Raw genomic sequence first — 20,632 nt, forward strand, 5'->3', positions numbered from 1 at the left:
AACTACAACGGCGCCGTGCCGCAAGTCAGCTACACCACCAACACTGGCTCGACCAGCACCCTGGACCTGAACGTCACTCCGGTCGACGACGCGAGCGTGCTGACCGCCGATGCCCAAACCATCGCTGAAGACACCGTCGCCACCGGCAATGTGCTGAGCAATGACAGCGATGTCGAAAGCACCCTGAGTGTCGCGACATTCACCGTACAAGGCGTCACCGGTTCCTTTACCGCGGGTCAAGTCGCGACTATCGCCGGCGTCGGCACAGTGACTATCGCCGCCAATGGCGACTACAGTTTCACCCCAACGGCGAACTGGAATGGCACCGCTCCGCAGATCAGCTACACCACCAACACCAATTCCAGCAGCACGCTGGACATCACGGTCAACTCGGTCAACGACGCTCCGACCGTCAGCACTACCTCGGCCACTGGTAATGAAGATCAATTGATCGCCGTACAACTCGGCGGCAATGACATCGACGGCACTGTCGGGCACTTCAACCTGACCAGCCTGCCGGCCAACGGTGTGTTTTACGCTGACGCCGCCGGGACCATCGCGTTGACTGCCAGCAGTGTCATCTCCGCAACCGCCAACGGCGCTACGGTTTACTTCAAGCCTACCGGCGACTGGAGTGGCACCACCCAATTCACCTACACCTCGACCGATAACCAGGGCATGCCCTCTGCGTCTTCGGAAACCGGCACCATTGTCGTCGCGCCAATAACCGATACCCCAAGCCTGTCACTGACGGGTGGCGGTACGGTCGTCTCGACCGACTTCCAGGAAGTCGCTCTGAACGGCGCCGTTGGCGACGTCAATGTCAGCCAGCTCGGCAACGGCGTTTGGCACACTGACAACAGCGGTGGCATGGTCGAAATCGGCAAGGCCAGCGTCTATGGTGCCGGGGGCGATAACCAGGTCATTGAACTGGAGCGCAACGCCGGCGATGCGAGCAACCTCTACACCACTATCGATGCCAAGGCCGGCAGCACCTATAACGTGTCGTTCGACTATGCACCGCGTGCAGGTGTGGTGAATTCGCACATCAATGTGTACTGGGGCGGCCAACTCATTGGCACCTTGAACACCACGACCACCGGCATGCAGCACTACAGTTTCGACATTCCGGTCACTGCCGATGGCAACCAGAAACTCGAGTTCCGCGCCGGGGACAGAAATAGCCTGGGCGGCGTGCTGGACAACATCGATGTCACCCAGGTGCTCAACTCGGGCCTTGAAGACCACGCGATCCTGTTGTCGACCATCCAGGCCCACACCAACGACGTCGATGGTTCGGAAACACTCACTCTCACCCTGAACGGCTTGCCGACGGGTTCAAGGCTCACCGACGGCACCCACACCTTCAATGCTGCCGACGGCTCGACGTCGGTGGACATTACTGGTTGGAACCTGTCCACACTCAAGCTGACACCGCCGACGAACTTCAATGGCGACATCCCCCTGACCGTGACGGCCACCGCCAAAGACGGCGATGCCCCAAGCGCCAGCACCTCGCTGCCGTTGGTGGTGCATGTCGGTGCCGTCGATGACGCAAGCGTGCTGCAGGCGGACAAGATCACCGTCGACGAAGACCACAACGCGACCGGCAACGTGCTGGGCAACGACAGCGATGTCGATAACGTCCTGAGCGTCACCAGCTTCAACGTGACCGGGGTCAACGGCAGCTTCACGGCGGGCCAGACCGCGACCATTAGCGGTGTCGGAACGCTGATCATCGCCAGCAACGGCGACTACACCTTCCAGCCGGCTGCCGACTGGAATGGCAACGTTCCACAGGTGACATACACCACCAACACCGGCTCGAGCAGTACCCTGAACATCAGTGTTACGCCGGTGAACGACAACTTCACCGACGTCAGCGAAACCGTCACCGTTAACGAAGACTCCGTGGCTACCGGCAGCGTACTGTCGGGCACTTTGAGCGTCGACGGCCCGGTCAGCGTGGTCAACTTCACTGTCGGTGCGACCACTTATGTGGCAGGCAGCACGGCGACTATCGCCAACGTCGGCACCCTGGTGATCGGGGTGAACGGGGCTTACACCTTCACCCCGGCCGCCGACTACAACGGCACGGTGCCGACGGTCAGCTACACCGTCACCGATGGTTCGGGCAGCAACGTTACCTCGACCCTGAACATCAGCGTCACCCCGGTCAACGACAACTTCACCGACGTCAGCGAAACCGTCACCGTTAACGAAGACACCTTGGCCACCGGCAACGTGTTGGCGGGTACTTCGAGCGTCGACGGCCCGGTCAGCGTGGTCAACTTCACCGTCGGTACGACCACTTATGTGGCAGGCAGCACGGCGACCATTGCCAACGTCGGTACCCTGGTCATCGGGGTGAACGGGGCTTACACCTTCACCCCGGCCGCCGACTACAACGGCACGGTTCCAACGGTCAGCTACACCGTCACCGACGGTTCGGGCAGCAACGTTACCTCGACCCTGAACATCAGCGTCACCCCGGTCAACGACAACTTCACCGACGTCAGCGAAACCGTCACCGTTAACGAAGACACCTTGGCCACCGGCAACGTGTTGGCGGGTACATCGAGCGTGGATGGCCCGGTCAGCGTGGTCAACTTCACCATTGGCGGGACTACTTACGCAGCAGGCGCCACGGCGGATATCGCCAACGTCGGCACCCTGGTGATCGGGGCAAGCGGTACGTACACCTTCACGCCGGCGGCCAACTACAACGGCACGGTGCCGACGATCAGCTACACCGTCACCGACGGTTCCGGATCTGACGTCACCTCGACCCTGAACATCAGCGTCACCCCGGTCAACGACAACTTCACCGACGCCAGCGAAACCGTCACCGTTAACGAAGACACCCTGGCTACCGGCAACGTGTTGGCGGGTACATCGAGCGTGGATGGCCCGGTCAGCGTGGTCAATTTCACCATTGGCGGGACTACTTACGCAGCAGGCGCCACGGCGAATATCGCCAACGTCGGCACCCTGGTGATCGGGGCAAGCGGTACGTACACCTTCACTCCGGCGGCCAACTACAACGGCACGGTGCCGACGATCAGCTACACCGTCACCGACGGTTCTGGATCTGACGTCACCTCGACCCTGAACATCAGCGTCACCCCGGTCGACGACAGCTTCACCGACGTCAGCGAAACCGTCACCGTTAACGAAGACACCTTGGCCACCGGCAACGTGTTGGCGGGTACTTCGAGCGTCGACGGTCCGATCAGCGTGGTCAACTTCACCGTCGGTGCGACCACTTATGTGGCAGGCGCCACGGCGACTATCGCCAACGTCGGCACCCTGGTCATCGGGGCGAACGGGACTTACACCTTCACGCCGGCCGCCGACTACAACGGCACGGTGCCGACGGTCAGCTACACCGTCACCGACGGTTCGGGCAGCAACGTCAGCTCGACTCTGAACATCAGCGTCACCCCGGTCGACGACAGCTTCACCGACATCAGCGAAACCGTGACCACCAGCGAAGACGCCCTGGTGACCGGCAGCGTCCTCACCGGCACCAACAGCGTCGACGGCCCGGTCAGCGTGCTCAATTTCACGGTTGGCGGTACCCAGTACCAGGCCGGTGAAACCGCGACCATCGCCAACGTCGGCACCCTGGTCATCGGGGCGAGCGGTGCTTACACCTTCACCCCGGCCGCCGACTACAACGGCACAGTGCCAACGGTCAGCTACACCGTCACCGACGGTTCCGGCAGCAATGTCAGCTCGACCCTGAATATCAGCGTCACCCCGGTCGACGACAGTTTCACCGACATCAGCGAAACCGTGACCACCAGCGAAGACGCCCTGGTGACCGGCAGCGTGCTCACGGGTACCAGCAGCGTCGATGGTCCGGTCAGCGTGGTCAACTTTACCGTCGGTGCGACCACTTACGCGGCAGGCGCCACGGCGACTATCGCCAACGTCGGTACTCTGGTGATCGGGGCGAACGGGGCTTACACCTTCACCCCGGCCGCCGACTACAACGGCACGGTTCCAACGGTCAGCTACACCGTCACCGACGGTTCGGGCAGCAACGTCAGCTCGACGCTGAACATCAGCGTCACCCCGGTCAACGACAACTTCATCGACGCCAGCGAAACGATCTCCACCCTGGAAGACACCGCCATTACCGGCAGCGTTCTCACCGGCACGAGCAGCGTTGATGGCCCGGTCAGCGTGGTCAACTTCACCGTCGGTGCGACCACTTACGCAGCAGGCGCCACGGCGACCATCGCCAACGTCGGCACCCTGGTCATCGGGGCGAACGGGGCTTACACCTTCACGCCGGCCGCCGACTACAACGGCAGCGTGCCGACGGTCAGCTACACCGTCACCGACGGTTCGGGTAGCAACGTTACTTCGACGCTGAACATCAGCGTCACCCCGGTGAACGACAACTTCACCGACGTCAGCGAAACCGTCACCGTTAACGAAGACACCTTGGCCACCGGCAACGTGTTGGCGGGCACTTCAAGCGTCGACGGCCCGGTCAGCGTGGTCAACTTCACCGTCGGTGCGACCACCTATGCAGCAGGCGCCACGGCGACTATCGCCAACGTCGGCACCCTGGTCATCGGGGCGAACGGGGCTTACACCTTCACGCCGGCCGCCGACTACAACGGCAGCGTGCCGACGGTCAGCTACACCGTCACCGACGGTTCGGGCAGCAACGTGACCTCGACGCTGAACATCAGCGTCACCCCGGTCAACGACAACTTCATCGACGCCAGCGAAACGATCTCCACCCTGGAAGACACCGCCATTACCGGCAGCGTCCTCTCCGGCACGAGCAGCGTCGACGGCCCGGTCAGCGTGGTCAACTTCACCATCGGCGGGACTACTTACGCAGCAGGCGCCACGGCGAATATCGCCAACGTCGGCACCCTGGTGATCGGGGCGAGCGGTGCGTACGCCTTCACTCCGACCGCCAACTACAACGGCACAGTGCCGACGGTCAGCTACACCGTCACCGACGGTTCGGGCAGTAATGTCACCTCGACCTTGAACATCAGCGTTACCCCGGTTGATGACCCGAGTGTGCTGACTGCCGACATCAACACAGTTCTCGAGGACAAGATCGCTACCGGTAACGTACTGACTAACGACCGCGATGTGGATAACGTCCTGAGCGTGGCCAAGTTCACGGTGGGTGGCACCGAGTACACGGCAGGCGCCACGGCGACCATCGCCAACATCGGCACCTTGGTGCTTGCGGCAAACGGGGCTTACACCTTCACCCCGGTCAGCAACTGGAGCGGCCAGGTTCCGACGGTGACCTACACCACCAGCACCGGTTCACACACCACCCTGGAAATCAATGTGACCGCGGTCGCAGATGCACCGATCGTGACCGCCACCACGACTCAGGTGGCCGAGAACAGCAGCATTGCGTTGGGCTTGAAGGTAACGTCGCCGGACACTGATGGTTCTGAAACCCAGACCATCACCACCATCGGCGGCATCCCGGCAGGTGCGACCCTGACCGACGGCACGCACACCTTCACAGGCACGACCGGTAACGCTGTTGTCGACCTCAGCGGGTGGGATGTGAGCAAGTTGAGCTACACCCCGGCACCGTACGCCACCGGTACCAACACGCTGACCGTTACGGCCGTCTCGACCGAAAGCCAGGGTGATTCGGCCACCAGTTCGATACAGATTCCGATCACGATCAATCCCGCGGTCTACAACGCTGTCACCGCCACGGCGGCTGATGACACCATCACCGGCACCAGCGGCAACGACATCATGGTCGCCGACATCGGCGGGCTGACCGTGGTGCCGGGCACCAATTACAACATCGCGTTCATGGTCGACAGCTCGGGCAGCATGAGCGCGTCGTCGATCAACTCAGCCAAGGACTCGCTGACCTCGGTGTTCAACACCCTCAAGCAGAGCATGGGCGGCAACTCGGGCACCGTGAACATCTTCCTGGTGGACTTCGATACCCAGGTCAACAAGTCGGTATCGGTCAACCTGAACGATCCGAACGCCCTGACCGCGCTCAAATCGGTACTGGACTCGATGTCGTCCGGCGGTGTGACCAACTACGAAGATGTATTCAAAACCACGGCCAATTGGTTCCAGAGCGCTGACGCCGTGGCCAACACCGGGGCGAAGAACCTCACGTACTTCATCACCGACGGCCAGCCGAACTACTACCAGAGTGGCGAACAGACCAACCCGACGCTGTACGGCAACGTGAAGCTCGATGACGTGGTGAAAACCAGCAATTACAAGCCGGGAGATACCTTCTCCACGACAATCGACAGTACTCACAAACTGACCATCGACAGTGAAGGGAATGCGACGCTGTACACCTTAAACGGCTCCAAGAGCTGGAAAGCCAGTGACGTGGGAACCGTACACGCTCAAGGCGACGGTACTTACGAGTTGTCCTACACGACGGGCAGCGGCAGTGATCAGACGATTGTCGACAACTCCGCCTCCAGCTTCGCGCTGCTGAGCAATGTGTCCAACGTTGAAGCCATTGGTCTGAACAAGGGCGTCACCCTTGCCGACTTGAGCCCGTACGACTCGGACCATACGCCGCAAACCAACATTGATCCGAGTAACTTGGCCAACTCGATCATCGGTCACACCGAAGCGACGCAACCAGGTTCCGACACGGTAAATGGCGGTGACGGCAACGACATCCTGTTCGGCGACCTGGTGAGTTTCAACGGCATTGCCGGCGAGGGTTATCAGGCGATGCAGGCGTTCGTCGCCCAGCAAACCGGCGTGGACGTCAGCAAAGTCACCACCAGCAACGTGCACCAGTTCATCACCGAGCACTACACCGCGTTCGATGTGTCCGGGGCGCATGACGGTAATGACTCACTGCTGGGCGGTACCGGCAATGACATTCTCTTCGGCCAGGGTGGCAATGACCTTCTCGACGCCGGCAAGGGCAATGACATCCTGCTCGGTGGCAGCGGTAACGATTCGCTGATGGGCGGTCAGGGCAACGATCTTCTGATCGGTGGTTCGGGTGGCGACACCTTCGTCTGGAAGGCCGGTGACACTGGCAGCGACGTGATCAAGGACTTCAAGGCCAGCGAGGGTGATCGCATCGACCTGCACGATCTGCTGCAGGGGGAAACCGGCAGCACCATCGACAACTTCCTGAAGATCACCACCGTGGACGGCGTTTCGTCCCTGCAAGTCAGCTCCGCCGGCAAGTTCAACGGCGCTGACGCTGCAGCGGCGCAACCCGATGTGACGATCAAACTGGAAGGCAACAACTGGTCCAGCGCCAGCATCAACTCGTTGATTGCCGGCAGTGACCCGACCATCAAAATCGATCACAACAACAGCTGATCCAACGAAAAACGGCCACCCTTATGGGGTGGCCGTCACGTTTGCGCCCAACACCCCGGTGACGATTTCGTCGCCGCACCGCATACTCGCGTCCAGTTGGCCTATGCTGCTGAAAGCATGATGCGGGTCCATTTCCGAGGGATGTTCAATGTTCTACGTGCAACGCGATGCGCAAGGTCAGTTAGTGCGCGTGGAAGCCACGGCCTACGCCGAGGCCACGGAAACGCTGCCGGCCGATCACCATGAAATCCAGGACTGGTATGCCCACGAAGTGGTGGAAACCAGCCTCAAACAGCTCAAACAGAGCGACCTGGAAATGATCCGGGTACTCGACGACTTGATCCAGGTGCTGACCAGCAAAGGCGTGATCCGCGTCACCGACCTGCCGCCGGCCGCACAAGCCAAGCTGATGGACCGGACCCAGGCCCGTGAGGCGTTGGGCGGGTTGAGTCAATTGATCGATGATGATGAGACGGGGTTGATCTAAGGCCCCATTGTTGTTGTCTGTTCGGACGCCTTCGCGAGCAAGCCCGCTCCCACAGGGGATTCGGTTGTACGCACCATTGCGGTACAACGCATAACCAATGTGGGAGCGGGCTTGCTCGCGAAGGCGGACTGATTGACGATTCAGCTATAAAGCCTCACTGCCAAGGCTTCGGCTCACCAAACAATTGCCCCTGAACCCCATACAACCCCATCTCACGAATCACCATCAACTCCCCTTCCGTCTCGACCCGCTCGGCAATCAACGGCAAATCGATGCTGTGCGCCGCCCGCTGAATTGCCTCGATGAACAGGCGCTTGTCACTCTCCTGATCAATCGCCCGGATGTAACTGCCGTCGATCTTCAGATACGCCAACCCAAGCCGCGCCAGGTTGCCGATCATGCTGAAGCGCCCGCCAAAGCGTTGCAGGCTCAGGGAGAACCCGAGTTCGCGCAGGCGTCGCGTCAGCTCTTCCAGCGTGGCTTGCTCCGGCAACTGCTCCTCACCGATTTCCAGGGTCAATCGCTCCCCGAGATCCGAATGCTGACGCAGCATTTCGAAGACTTTATTCAATACCTGCGGATCGGCCAGCGTCGCTGAAGACAGGTTCAGCGCCAGCGACTCTTTATGGCCGGCCATTTGCTCAAGCACCAGCTCCAACATCAGCCGATCAAGTCGCGCGGTCCAGCCAAAACGCTCGAGCCACGGCAGGAAGCGCCCGGCGGGAATGGTCTGGCCCTCGTCGTCGATCAAACGCGACAGCACCTTGTAATGCAGCACCAACTGCGTGTCCTGGGCGGCCACCACCGGCTGGAAATACAGCTCGAAACGCCGCTGATTCAACGCCTGATCCAACAATTTATGCCAGGCATGATGGTCATCGCCGACGCTGGCCGAGGCGCTGTGATCCAGGCAGACCCAGCTCGAATCGCCCTGGCCTTCTGCCTGAGCCAACGCCTGATCGCCCAACCCAAGCACCGCTTGCGGGGAGTCGCCATACGCAAACGGCGCCAGCCCGATCGAGGCCACCGAGGCCACGTCGGTGGCGCCCGTCGCGTGCAGGCTCGCCAAGGCACTGTCAAGGTTCTGCGCCAGTTGCAGCGCTTCTTCGCGCACCAGCCCCGGCGCCAACACGGCAAACTCACCGCCGCGAATCCGCGTCACGAGGTTCAGGGTTTCCGGGTATTTGGCGCACTCTCGGGACAACTGCTCGCCAACCGCTTTCAACAACTGGTCAGTGCGTTGACCACCCAACCGCTGGTTCAACCCGGCCAGGTCACTGACCCGCAATAGCAGCAAATAACCGGAACTCGCCTGCTCCGGATTGCTCACTCGGGCGTTCAATTGCATCTCGAAATAACGACGGTTGGCCAGCCCCGTCAGGTTGTCCTGATAGGACTCGGCCCGCAGTTTTTCACTGCGCTCGGCCTGTTCCTGGAACAGCGCCTTAAGCTTCTCGACCATCTGGTTCATGGCCTGCACGACACGCCGCAGTTCCGGCGTGCGCGGCAGTTGCGGCAGGCTGAGGAATTCGCGGCGAGCGATGGCGTGAGATTGCTTGACCATGTAATCCAGCGGCTTCAGTTGCCGACGCAACAACAGCGCGCCCAGCACCGCGCTCACCGCACCGCAGATCAGCAACCAGCCAAGACTGCCCAGCGCGCTCTGCCAGAGCTTGGCCAACGCGAACATCGGGTGGCTGACCACCTCGACCCGCGCCGCCTGCTCCCAGCCACGGCTGACGAGGGCATCACCACCGGCTGCTTCCAGCCCGATCATTTTGACGAACCAGTCCGGCACGTTGTTCACCGCTGGAATGCCGCTGCGCTCGACGAGCGTCTGATCGGTCTTGAGGTCGACCACGCGGATGCTCGCGTAATAACCGCTGTCGAAGATCGAACTGACCAGCAACTCGACCATCGCCGGGTCGTCGATGTTCGGTGTCAGGGACAGCGCCAATGCCGTCGCGGCATCCTGGGCGTGGGAGCGCAGCTGATTGACGTATTGGGTGCGCGAGCTTTCCAGGCTGACCACGAAGCTACCGGTGAAGGCGATCACCAGGAATAGACAGATAGCGATCAACAGCTGTTTGAACAAAGACATCTGAGCGCGTGCTCCTAGTTAGTCGTCTCGACCGGGAAACCTTCGGCCTGCATTTTCTTCAACACGTCCTGCCAACGAGACAGGCGTTTGGTGTCACCGACCTTCTTGTTGCCCTTGGCGCCCGGCAACCACAACCCTTCGGCATTAAAAGAGTAGACCGGCAGCAAATCGGTTCGCTGGCTGGCCGGTTTGATCGCATCGATCAGGCTGTCGAGTACCAGCGGCATGGCCTCGGGGCTTGAGTAGTAGGTCAACACCATGTGCGCCCGATTCAGGCGCAAGGCCTTGACGTAAGTAATACGCAGCTTGTCACTGGCGACGCCGAGATGACGCAGGCTGAAATACTTGGCGATCGCGTAGTCTTCGCAATCGCCGGCGCCCTTCCAAAGAGCCTCGATGGGTGTTTCCCAATAATCGACCTCGTGCCACAGGTCGATGTCTTCCTCGTAACGCATCTGTTTGTTGAAGAATTGATTGACCACTTTAAGCTGTTCGAGCTCGCCAACTTGCTTTTGCGTGACCAATAAGTGCTGCCAGGCATCAATGCGTGGCTGTCCTTCGCCCAATGGCCCGTACAATGCCTGCGCGCGACGGCTGATCAGCGAAAAATCCCAATCGGCATGCAGCCCGCCCAGCATAACGCCGGCCAGCAGCAACGCGCAGCACAGCCAGCGCAAAGTCCGAGGGATCGCGAAACGTACCGCCAATGCGAGGCATCCTGATGAGACAGGTGGAAATGGGTCGATGGTGCAGGTTAGCCCGGTAAAAGACAATGGCACGGTGAGATCACTGCTGGCGCGCTAAACTTTGTATGGCAGGTGCAATAAAAAACATCGGGGCCACCTCAGGGCGATATTTTGTCCGTTTGACAACCTGTCAGGCAGTCACTAGTGTCCCCTTGGATCCAAATTTATTTCACTCAAACAGGGTGCGTAGTTGTGACACAGAAGCCCAATCCTCTGAACAGCATCAAGGTCAACGGGCCGATTCCCGCTCACTTGGCACGCTCGGTGATCGAAGAAACGCTGCGTTCGGCCATTCTCGACGGTCGCATTCCCTGCGGCACCGCCCTGCGTCAGCAAGATTTGGCCGATCTTTTCGGTGTCAGCCGCATGCCGGTGCGCGAAGCCTTGCGCCAGCTCGAAGCGCAGGCGCTGCTCAACGTCATCGCCCATAAAGGTGCAGTGGTCGCACCGCTGGTTCAGGGCGATGCCGTGGAAACCTATGCGCTGCGGATCCTGCTGGAATCCGAAGCGTTGCGCCTGTCGATCCCGTTACTCGTTGATGAGGATCTCGAACAGGCCGCACGCTACATCGACGAACTGGAAACGCAAAACGACTACACCGAAATCGGCCGGCTCAATCGGCTCTTCCACATGGCGCTGTACTGCAAGGCGCCTAACCAACGGCTATTGAGACTGGTGGAAGACGGATTGAACGAAGAGGAGCGCTTCCTGCGCTTCAACCTGGAAGCCATGGGCCTGGGCAAACTGTCCCAGGAAGACCACCGGGCGCTCTTGCTGGCCGTCGAAAACCGGGACGTCGAGCGCGCGGTGAAGTTGCTCGAACATCACCTCAACCGGGGTGTCGAAGTCATCACACGCTACCTCAACAGCCCCGAAGCGCTGAACAAGAAAACCTCCAAGTAACCCACGTCAGTAAACCTGAGCGAGCAGATTGAACTGCTCGTTCTCGCTTGCCGCACTGCGCGACGCCCCTCTCCAAAGCTCTGCCCTCGATTTACCCCTCTCAAGACCAACAATGACTCAGAGTCGATGACGCGCCGGTGATGGCGGCTGTCGTGATTTACGCTCACTCTTGGCCTGCCAACGAACAATGAACGGGCGACGCACCGCACGAGCGGAGCAGTCCCCGCACCAAGAACCTACGGAAGGAGTCTTGCCACGGGAAAGGAAGAACCGACGTTGATCCCAGTCAACTTCCGCCCCCCTATTTCACTTCAATGACTCAGTTATAAAGTTGCTTCGAGTGAGGCATTCACTCTTCATTTTAATTCTGACTTATATAAGCCGGAAGGAGTAACTACATCCAAATAAAACTCAAATTAAAAGTTTTATTGGAACTTGTCGCGCGCGAAAAAGTTAAACTTTCAAATAATATAAAAATAACTTGCCCGACACTTTATTCATGTATTAGTTTTTCTCCGCCGCCTTGAAGACAGGCGCCAGGCCGTCACTTAACGACGCACAGCAACTTAACCATATCAATTCGTTTGAGGCCTCTGCTCGCCCGCAGAAAGCTTTAACTAACGATCGCTTATTCATTAAACCGCAACGGCATACCCAACTCACTTAGAGGCTCACCCATGAAACCAACTAAAGACCGTCTCAACCAGAAGAAAGCAGAACTTAGTGCACATCCGATCTTCTCCGAAATTCATTCGCTGTCGGTGCTTCAACGTTTCATGGAAACCCATGTCTTTGCGGTGTGGGATTTCATGTCGCTGACCAAACGTCTGCAACAGGAGCTCACCTGCGTGCAACTGCCCTGGTTACCGCCAAGAGACCCGCAAGCGGCGCGGCTGATCAATGAAATTGTGCTGGGTGAAGAATCCGATGATCGCCCAGCCCAGGGTCACTACAGCCATTTCGAGTTGTACCTGGATGCCATGCGCGAAGTCGGCGCCAGCACGGCGGTGGTCGAACGCTTCGTCGCGCTGCAAAAAGAAGGCGTGAGTTACGACGTGGCGTTGCAAAGCGTGGACGTCGACCCGGCGGCGGCGCAGTTCGTGCGCAACACGTTGCACACCGCCCTGCATGCGCCGGGGCACAGCGTTGCGGCGGCATTCCTGCATGGTCGCGAGAGCGTCATCCCGCAGATGTTCCAGCGAATTCTTGATGACTGGGGCATCGGCATCGAGCAGGCGCCGACCTTTCGTTACTACCTCGAACGGCACATCGAAGTCGATTCCGAAGACCACGGCCCCGCCGCTGAAAAACTCCTCGCCCGGCTGGTCGATGGCGATCCGCAACGCGAAGAAGACGTCTACGCCAGCGCCATCGCTGCAGTGGAAAGCCGCATCGCCTTGTGGGACGGCCTGCGCCTGAGCATGAGCGAACCGGTTGCCGAGGTGAACGCATGAACGCCGCCGACTACCAATCCTTCGCCGACGCCTGGGAAAGCCGCGCGACCATCCGTACCCGTCCCCGGCGAGTGCTTGAGAACGACGACAAACTGATCTACCCGTTGAGCCGCCAACCATTGGTGCTGAGCGAAACCTTCCTGCGCGAATGCCCGGAGCAGCGCGACTTTGCGCTGGTGCAGACGCTCTACAAATTCATCAACGACGTGGTGATTTTCGAAACTGAAATCGTCGACAAGACGGCCCGCAGCATCGCCAAGAATCGCTTCGCCGTGGCCTTCCCGTTCGCCTGTCGCTACGACGCCATGACCGTGGTGGTGGACGAGGATTACCACGCGCTGGTGGCCATGGATTTCATGCAACAGACCGTCGCCATGACCGGCATCACGCCCATCGAACTGCCGGACGAAATCGAACTCAGCCGAGCCATTCCTGCAGCCGTGGCACTCGCGCCGGAACACCTGCGCAGCGCCGTGGAATTGATTTGCGTGGCCATCGCCGAGAACACCGTGACCGGCGATGTCGCGGCGTTCGCCAAGGACGACACGGTCAAGCAGTCGATCAAGGGCCTGATGGCCGACCACTTGCTCGACGAAGGTCGCCACTCCGGGTTCTGGGCGCGGCTGGTGCGCATCTACTGGCACACCGCGAGCGAGGAAGACCGCCAATGCATCGCGCACATCCTGCCGGTGTTCATCGGCCATTACCTGACCAATGACATCCAGAAGTCGTTCGACTTTCGCCTGATCGAATCCTTGCAGATCAGCGACGCCGCACGCCACGCCCTCAAGAGCGAAGTGTCGGGGCTGGCCTTCCCGATCAATCGCCATCACCCGCTGGTCGCCAACATCGTGCGGTTTTTCCGCAGCAGTTCGCTGCTCGATTCGCCGTGCGTGCAAGACGCCCTCAGCGATTACCTGGTTTAACGAGGAGCCCATCATGAGACGTCTCGACATTCTGCTCATTGGACAAGGCCAGGCCCTGACCGACCTGGCGCTGGAACTTGAACAACACGGTCATTCTCTGGTGCGGCTGACGGCCGTCGACGAGCAGCCGTTGGGTAACGCTGATTTGCTGATCGACGACGCCAGCCTGCCTGTTCAAGACATCGGCAATACACCGCGACTGACGCTGCAACTGGGTATCGGTGTACCTGGAGTTTCTGGCCTGCCGCCGCTGGATTTGCTGTGTACCTACGGTTCCACGCTGTTCACTCGCGTGCCGATCACCGACGAACCTTCGGGCAACGGCCAGGCATTGCGCCTGCGGGCAGTGGCAGAACTGGTCGATCACGTGGCGCTGTTGGTCAGCCGGTTCTCTCGCGATGCCGACTACTTCCTGCTGGCCGATCCTGCGGCTCCCGCTCGCTTCGAGCACGTGGAAAACCTGCTCTATCTGGAGAGCCTGGCGTTTTTCCATCGACTCAACCTCACGGCGGCGCCCGCGCTGCTGGAGCGCAGTCAAATCCCGATGATCGAGCGACTTGAGCAGCGCTTCATCCAGTGTGCCGAACGACCCGCGCTGAACATTGCCGGCGCGTCCCTGAGCTATCGGCATTTGCACGCCCACAGCCGCGCCATCCAGCAGCGTTTGCAGCCGTTGCTCGCTCAGCATCAGGGGCCGTTGGTGATCGGGATCTGCCTGCCAAAATGCAGCGCGTTGTATGCGGGGATTCTGGCGATTCTTGGCAGTGGCGCGGTGTACCTGCCGCTGGAGCCGAGCCATCCGCTGCAACGTCAGCAGTACATTCTGGAAAACGCCGGGGCAGTATTGCTGCTGCATGACGGTGAACATCCGCTCGCGGCGCAAATGCCGGGACTCGACATCAGCAGCATCGACATTGGCGATGTGGATCTTGATCAACCCTTGATGCGCCAACGACCCGATCCAGAGGCGCCGTGCATGGCGCTCTATACCTCGGGCACCACCGGCCATCCCAAAGGCGTGTTGCTCAGCCAGGCCAACCTCGCGCACTTCACCGCGTGGTACGCCGACTATGTGCAACTGAGCGAGCACAGTCGGGTGCTGCAATTTTCGTCGTTGAGTTTCGACTCGTCGCTGATCGATATCTTCCCGACCCTGCTCCAGGGCGCCGAACTGATCGTGCCCGGCGATGATCAGCGCCGCGATCCGTTGCAACTGGTCGAACTGATCCGCCATCAACAACTGAGCCATGCCTTTTTGCCGCCAGCGTTGTTGAGCATCCTGCCGCTGGATCAACTGCAATGCCTCGATCACGTGATGACCGGCGGCGATGTCTGCGAACCCTACGTCATCGAGCAACTCACCCGTCAGGGCAACCTCTACAACCTCTATGGCCCGACCGAAGCGACGGTGTTGATCACCGCGCGGCAACTGCGCACCGGCGACAGTAACCGCACTCTAGGCGCACCTATCGCCAACAGTCAGGTGCTGATTCTCGATGAGGATTTTCAACCGGTGGCCGAGCAAGCCGTCGGTGAGTTGTACATCGTCGGGCCGGGTGTATGCCTGGGCTACCTGAACAACCCGCAGCAGACCGCCGAACGTTATCTGAACCTGAACCTGCCCAATGGCCAGAGCCTGCGTGCCTACCGCACCGGCGACATGGCGAAGTGGACCCGCGACGGTATTGAGCTGTGCGGACGGCGGGACAATCAGGTGAAGATTCGCGGCTTTCGCGTCGAGCCGGAAGAGATCGAACGCTGCTTGCGCGACAGTCAGTTATACCGCCAGGTGGCCGTGGTCATCGACAGTCATCGACGGATTCTGGCCTTCCTCGCGCAACCTCAGGAGGATCAACCCGGCACCGCTCGCGAAGCCCTGAAGGCTCATGCGATGCAGTTCCTGCCGGATTACATGCAGCCCGCCGCCTGGACCGAACTGCCGAGCATGCCGTTCGCCAGCAACGGCAAGGTCGACCGCAAGGCGCTGCTGGCAATGCCCGTGAATGTGGCCGAAAACACGCTGCGGCGCTTGCCCGTCAGTGCCGACGAGGTGCTACTGCTGGAGATCTGGGCCGAGCTGCTGGAGCTGCCCGCCAACGATATTTCCACCGACGAAAGTTTCTTCAATCTGGGTGGCCACTCGATCTTGCTGTCGCGCATGCTTTTACGTTTGCGTGAAGAATTTGGTCGCAGCATCTCGATCAACCGCTTCATCGAATTGCCGACCATCGCCAAGTTGGCGACCTTGGTGCGCGGCTCCGGCACCGAAGAGGTGTTGAGCGAAAAGGCCTTGGCCGATGCTTTCCGCGAACTGGATATCCAGCCGTTGCCAGTCAACCGCATGGGCGATGTGCACAAGGTGATCGTTACCGGCGCCAACAGCTTTGTCGGCGTGCACATCGTTGAAGCATTGCTCGCCTGGGGCGCCAGCGAAGTCGCCTGCCTGGTGCGCGATGGCGGTGGGCAATCGGCGGCCGAGCGGTTTGCCCATGCGTTGCGAGAAAACCGTCTGGAGCATCTGGACCTGAGCCGGGTGCGGGTTTATGCGGCGGACATTACCCGTCCGTCATTGGGGCTCGAAGCGGATGTTTACGAGCGACTGGATCGGCAGTTCGGCGCATTGGTGCACAACGCCGCCAACGTCAATCACGTACTCGATTACGAGTCGCTGGCGCGGGACAACGTTGAGCCGATTTTCGAGTGCCTTCGGTTGTGCGAAGGGCGTAGCAAGAAGATCTTTAATTTCGTCTCGACGCTCTCGGCTTCCAGCACGATTGCCGCCGATGGCCGGGTGCTGGAATTGCCCGCCGCGCAGACCCCGCCGATCTACATCAAGAACGGCTACAACCTGTCCAAATGGGTTGGTGAGCGGATCCTCGAACGGGCTCGCGAACGTGGTGTACGAGTCAATCTATATCGCCCCGGCAACATCAGTTTCAACAGCCTCACCGGTGTCTGCCAGCCTCACAAGAATCGCTTGATGCTGATGCTCAAAGGCTCGATCCAGCTCGGCCAGGTGCCGGAGTTCGCGCTGAATTTCGACCTGATGCCGGTGGACTTCCTCGCCCGGTTCATCGCCTTCCACGCCAGCCGTTATTCAGCCGAAAAAGCGGTGTTCAACCTGCACAACCCCGAGCCTCTGAGCTGGGACAACTACGTCGCGTCATTCCGTGAGGCAGGTCGGGAGTTTTCCATGGTCAGCGTCGCCGACTGGCAGCAGCAACTGGGTCGGGTCGACAGCGACAACGCGTTGTTCGGCGTGCTCGGTTTCTACCTCAACGGCTTCGAGGAAGACATCGGCGACATCTCAATGATCGGCCACGCCAACGCCCAGGCGGGCGTGCGGCAGATGGGCGCGCACTACCCGGAAAAATCCCCGGCGCTACTGCGTCGCGGCTGCGATTACCTCAAAGAAATCAACTTCATCTGATTCACTCAACCGGAGCAAAACCATGAAAACCCTACAACCCGATACCCTGATCAAAAATCCTCAAGGCTGCCACGTGGTGTCCTCGGTGGAAGTGCCAGCCGATGCCAAGAAGGTCTGGGCAGTGGTCGGTAACTTTGCCGGCTTCGATCAATTCATTCCGGCGTTGTCGCACATCGAGATGACCGGTGAAGGTGTGTCGTGCCTGCGCAAGAAATTCTTCAAGGACGGCAACCTGGTGGTCGAGCAACTCAACTCCCGGGATGACCAGGCGCTGAACATGACCTGGACCACGATTTACAACACCTTGGGCGTGGCCAATTTGTGGGCGGCGATGAGTGTCGAACCGCTGGGCACGAACAAATCCCGAGCGACCTGGACCATCATCGCCGAACCCGCACCGGGCGGCGCCGAGGCGTTGCCGGGGTTCACGGATTTCGTGCAGGGCTTTGCCGATGACTCGATGAACAATGTGTTGAAGCTGTTTGCGTAAGGCTTTGGTTTGGCGGTGATCATCCACCGCATTCGCGAGCAAGCCCGCTCCCACAAGTTGACCGGATTTCTACTGAAGAAACGCGGTTGAATGTGGGAGCGGGCTTGCTCGCGAAGAACGATAACGCGGTCCAACCGACCTGAATCAGATTTTGAAGCTGTCGACCAACTGCTTCAACCGGTTCGCCTGCAGGGACAACGCATCGCAATCCTTCAACGTTTCATTGAGGTTGGCCACGCTCTGCTGGTTCAGCAAGTTGATCTGGTTAACGTCGACGTTGAGGGTTTCCACGACCGCCGTCTGCTCTTCGGTCGCCGCGGCCACCGACTGGTTCATGCCGTCGATTTCGCCAATGCGCTGGGTCACGCTGACCAGACGCAGACCGGCCTGGTTCGCCACTTCGACGCTCTGCTCGCTGGAGACCTGACTGGCGTTCATGGTGGTCACCGCTTCGCGAGAACCGATCTGCAGCGAGGTGATCATCTTGTGGATCTCCTCCGCCGATTCCTGAGTACGGTGAGCGAGGTTACGCACCTCGTCCGCCACCACCGCAAAACCACGACCGGCTTCACCAGCGCGAGCCGCTTCGATAGCGGCGTTGAGCGCGAGCAAGTTGGTCTGCTGGGAGATACCTTTGATCACATCCAGAATGTGCCCGATGTTGTCGGTGCTGGCGTTCAGCGTTTCGATCTGCGTGCAGGACAGACTGATTTTCTGCGACAACTCGGTCATCGCCAGAATGGTTTTCTCCACCACCTGACGACCGTCATCGGCCTGCTCGCTCGCGCCGCTGGCGTGCTGGGAAGCATCGGCGGCGTTGCGGGCGATTTCCTGGGTGGCGGCGCCCAACTGGTTGATCGCTGCGGCCACACTGTTGGTGCGGGCGCTTTGCTCGTCGGAGCCGACGATCGAGGCGTTGGACGAAGCCATCACCCGTTGCGACAGGTCGTGAACCTGGCGGGTGGCCGACGACACTTCGGAAATCGACGCGTGAATTCGCTCCACGAACTGATTGAACGCACTACCCAGTTCACCGAATTCGTCTTTGCTTTCCACGGCCAGACGTCGGGTCAGGTCGCCCTCGCCTTGAGCGATGTCCTGCATCGCACGGCCCATGGTGGTCAGCGGACGCATCAGCACGTTGATCAGCAGGCTCAGCAGCACTGCAATGGCCGTCACGGCGATGAACATCGCAATCAGCGCAGAAGTGCGGAACTGGCTGAGTGGGGCGTAGGCCTTGTCCTTGTCAATCGACAGACCGATGTACCACTCGGCATTCGGCAAACCACTGACCGGCGTGAACGAAAGGATACGGTCCTGCTTGTTCAGGGTGACTTCCTGATTGCCCTTCTCGATGCGCACCCCGGCGTTCGGGTAGATGTCCTTCAGGTTTTTCATCACCTGGTCTTTGTCCGGGCTGACGATCACCTGACCGTCGGCGCTGACCAGGAATGCGTGGCCGATGCCACCGAAGTCCACCGAGTTGATGATCTTCACCAGCGTTTCCAGGCTCAGGTCACCACCGACCACGCCAAGCAACTCGCCGTTCTTTTTCACCGGCAGGGCAATGGTCACCACCAGGCCACCGACGGCTGCCATGTAAGGCGGGGTCAGCATGGTCTTGTCGGCAGCCACGGCCTGTTTGTACCAGGGACGCTGACGCGGATCGTAACCGTCAGGCATCTTCGCGTCCGGGCGCTGAGTGAACACGCCGTTGGCCTGGCCCACGTAGGTGAACTGGAAGTTCGAGGTCAGGGCCGGTTGACTGACCAGCCCCGGGAGGTCGGCATTGGCACCTTGATGGGCGACGTTTTGCGCGAGGTTTTCCAGCACCAGCACGCGGCCGCTCATCCAGTTCTGCACACTGCTGGCGGTCAAGTCACCGGCCTGCTGGACGCTCGATTCAAGGTTTTGACGGATGGTGTTTCGCTGCAGATAGTCGTTGTACAAAGTGAACAACGCAAACGCCAGCACCACGACGCCGGAAGCGGCCAGAAGGATTTTATGGCTGAATTTGAGATTCATTTCATGGGACTTCTTATGCAAAAAGTGGGGATGCGTTCCGGGTTGCAACATTCCATGTAACAGCGCAGGCAGGGCTCTGGGGCCGCTCTACTTTGGTGCACGCATGTCTCATCAGGCTGTCGGCACAAACCGGAGAAAACTTAGGCGTTTGTAGGAAATGGTCGGCATTTCTGCCAGATACCCGCCGAACGGTGTGCCAGAGCGCCGGCTCAGTTTTTTTTGTGATGACAGTTGTCCGTTTTCATGTCCTCACCTGAGTTTGCTGTACAGGCGCTTTACAGAAGCCATCTCGGTTGGCTCAACACGTGGTCGCGCGTATGTTTCTGAACATTTAGCGAGCCCAGAACGACAAAACCCCTGTCTGCGTTAGCAGACAGGGGTTTGGGAATTCAATCTTGACGATGACCTACTCTCACATGGGGAAACCCCACACTACCATCGGCGATGCATCGTTTCACTGCTGAGTTCGGGATGGGATCAGGTGGTTCCAATGCTCTATGGTCGTCAAGAAATTCTGTGACCAGCCCGTTACAGCGTAACGTGCCAGCAAAATTGGTGACTTCTACTAAAACGAAACCCCTACCTGCATACGCAGATAGGGGTTTCGGAATTTAATCTTGACGATGACCTACTCTCACATGGGGAAACCCCACACTACCATCGGCGATGCATCGTTTCACTGCTGAGTTCGGGATGGGATCAGGTGGTTCCAATGCTCTATGGTCGTCAAGAAAT

The 20,632-nt window shown here is 59.7% G+C and carries 10 protein-coding genes, 2 rRNA genes and 2 pseudogenes; 9 read left to right on the forward strand and 5 right to left on the reverse strand.

Features of this window, described 5'->3' with window-relative positions:
- Window positions 1-15: 15 nt before the first annotated feature.
- The 3 genes and pseudogenes from KGB03_RS31485 to KGB03_RS28715 form a co-directional block, all read left to right on the forward strand.
- Window positions 16-3,765: pseudogene (locus tag KGB03_RS31485) on the forward strand (tandem-95 repeat protein); the annotation flags it as partial.
- 33 nt (window positions 3,766-3,798) lie between these two features.
- Complete coding sequence (locus KGB03_RS31490) at window positions 3,799-7,335, forward strand: beta strand repeat-containing protein (protein ID WP_411740382.1); 3,537 nt, start codon at window positions 3,799-3,801, stop codon at window positions 7,333-7,335.
- Window positions 7,336-7,483: 148 nt separating this feature from the next.
- Complete coding sequence (locus KGB03_RS28715) at window positions 7,484-7,822, forward strand: tryptophan synthase subunit beta (protein ID WP_111452690.1); 339 nt, start codon at window positions 7,484-7,486, stop codon at window positions 7,820-7,822.
- A gap of 154 nt (window positions 7,823-7,976) precedes the next feature.
- Here the strand turns inward: KGB03_RS28715 and lapD are convergent, their stop codons facing one another.
- Together lapD and lapG are read right to left on the reverse strand one after the other, a co-directional pair.
- The gene (gene lapD, locus KGB03_RS28720; protein WP_223530605.1) at window positions 7,977-9,923 is read right to left on the reverse strand and encodes a cyclic di-GMP receptor LapD; all 1,947 of its coding nucleotides are present in this window, start codon (window positions 9,921-9,923) and stop codon (window positions 7,977-7,979) included.
- A gap of 14 nt (window positions 9,924-9,937) precedes the next feature.
- A complete protein-coding gene (gene lapG, locus KGB03_RS28725) occupies window positions 9,938-10,630 on the reverse strand; it encodes a cysteine protease LapG (protein ID WP_033056174.1) in 693 nt (230 codons plus the stop codon).
- Window positions 10,631-10,861: 231 nt separating this feature from the next.
- Between lapG and KGB03_RS28730 the strand changes: the two genes are divergently transcribed.
- The 5 genes from KGB03_RS28730 (at window position 10,862) to KGB03_RS28750 (ending at window position 17,872) form a co-directional block, all read left to right on the forward strand.
- Entirely contained in the window at window positions 10,862-11,572 is a 711-nt protein-coding gene (locus tag KGB03_RS28730) for a GntR family transcriptional regulator (protein WP_111452692.1), read from the forward strand.
- Between the two features lie 677 nt (window positions 11,573-12,249).
- Window positions 12,250-13,026, forward strand: coding sequence for a DUF3050 domain-containing protein (locus KGB03_RS28735; protein ID WP_223530607.1), 777 nt, complete (start codon window positions 12,250-12,252; stop codon window positions 13,024-13,026).
- Window positions 13,023-13,952: a diiron oxygenase gene (locus KGB03_RS28740; protein WP_192411147.1), complete on the forward strand. Its 930-nt coding sequence runs from the start codon at window positions 13,023-13,025 to the stop codon at window positions 13,950-13,952. Before KGB03_RS28735 ends, KGB03_RS28740 begins: the two co-directional genes overlap by 4 nt.
- A 13-nt stretch (window positions 13,953-13,965) precedes the next feature.
- Window positions 13,966-17,382, forward strand: a complete 3,417-nt coding sequence (locus KGB03_RS28745; RefSeq protein WP_223530610.1) for a non-ribosomal peptide synthetase — start codon at window positions 13,966-13,968, stop codon at window positions 17,380-17,382.
- A gap of 22 nt (window positions 17,383-17,404) precedes the next feature.
- Complete coding sequence (locus KGB03_RS28750) at window positions 17,405-17,872, forward strand: SRPBCC family protein (protein WP_218539043.1); 468 nt, start codon at window positions 17,405-17,407, stop codon at window positions 17,870-17,872.
- 144 nt (window positions 17,873-18,016) lie between these two features.
- Here the strand turns inward: KGB03_RS28750 and KGB03_RS28755 are convergent, their stop codons facing one another.
- Entirely contained in the window at window positions 18,017-19,897 is a 1,881-nt protein-coding gene (locus tag KGB03_RS28755) for a methyl-accepting chemotaxis protein (RefSeq protein ID WP_218539042.1), read from the reverse strand.
- A gap of 243 nt (window positions 19,898-20,140) precedes the next feature.
- Between KGB03_RS28755 and KGB03_RS31245 the strand changes: the two are divergent.
- Window positions 20,141-20,212, forward strand: a pseudogene (locus tag KGB03_RS31245) (RNA polymerase subunit sigma); the annotation flags it as partial.
- A gap of 78 nt (window positions 20,213-20,290) precedes the next feature.
- Here the strand turns inward: KGB03_RS31245 and rrf (KGB03_RS28760) are convergent.
- Window positions 20,291-20,406, reverse strand: a 5S ribosomal RNA gene (rrf, locus tag KGB03_RS28760).
- A 106-nt stretch (window positions 20,407-20,512) separates the two neighbouring features.
- Window positions 20,513-20,628 (reverse strand): 5S ribosomal RNA (gene rrf, locus KGB03_RS28765).
- Window positions 20,629-20,632 lie beyond the last annotated feature (4 nt).

Origin of the sequence: Pseudomonas sp. BF-B-26 (assembly GCF_019956495.1) — a bacterium.
Classification (GTDB): Bacteria; Pseudomonadota; Gammaproteobacteria; order Pseudomonadales; family Pseudomonadaceae; genus Aquipseudomonas.

Excerpts from the sequence above, each read along its gene's own strand:
- KGB03_RS28715 (WP_111452690.1), top strand. The coding sequence starts at position 7,484 with ATGTTCTACGTGCAACGCGATGCGCAAGGTCAGTTAGTGCGCGTGGAA.
- lapD (WP_223530605.1), bottom strand. The coding sequence starts at position 9,923 with ATGTCTTTGTTCAAACAGCTGTTGATCGCTATCTGTCTATTCCTGGTG.
- KGB03_RS28735 (WP_223530607.1), top strand. The coding sequence starts at position 12,250 with ATGAAACCAACTAAAGACCGTCTCAACCAGAAGAAAGCAGAACTTAGT.
- KGB03_RS28740 (WP_192411147.1), top strand. The coding sequence starts at position 13,023 with ATGAACGCCGCCGACTACCAATCCTTCGCCGACGCCTGGGAAAGCCGC.
- KGB03_RS28745 (WP_223530610.1), top strand. The coding sequence starts at position 13,966 with ATGAGACGTCTCGACATTCTGCTCATTGGACAAGGCCAGGCCCTGACC.
- KGB03_RS28750 (WP_218539043.1), top strand. The coding sequence starts at position 17,405 with ATGAAAACCCTACAACCCGATACCCTGATCAAAAATCCTCAAGGCTGC.
- KGB03_RS28755 (WP_218539042.1), bottom strand. The coding sequence starts at position 19,897 with ATGAATCTCAAATTCAGCCATAAAATCCTTCTGGCCGCTTCCGGCGTC.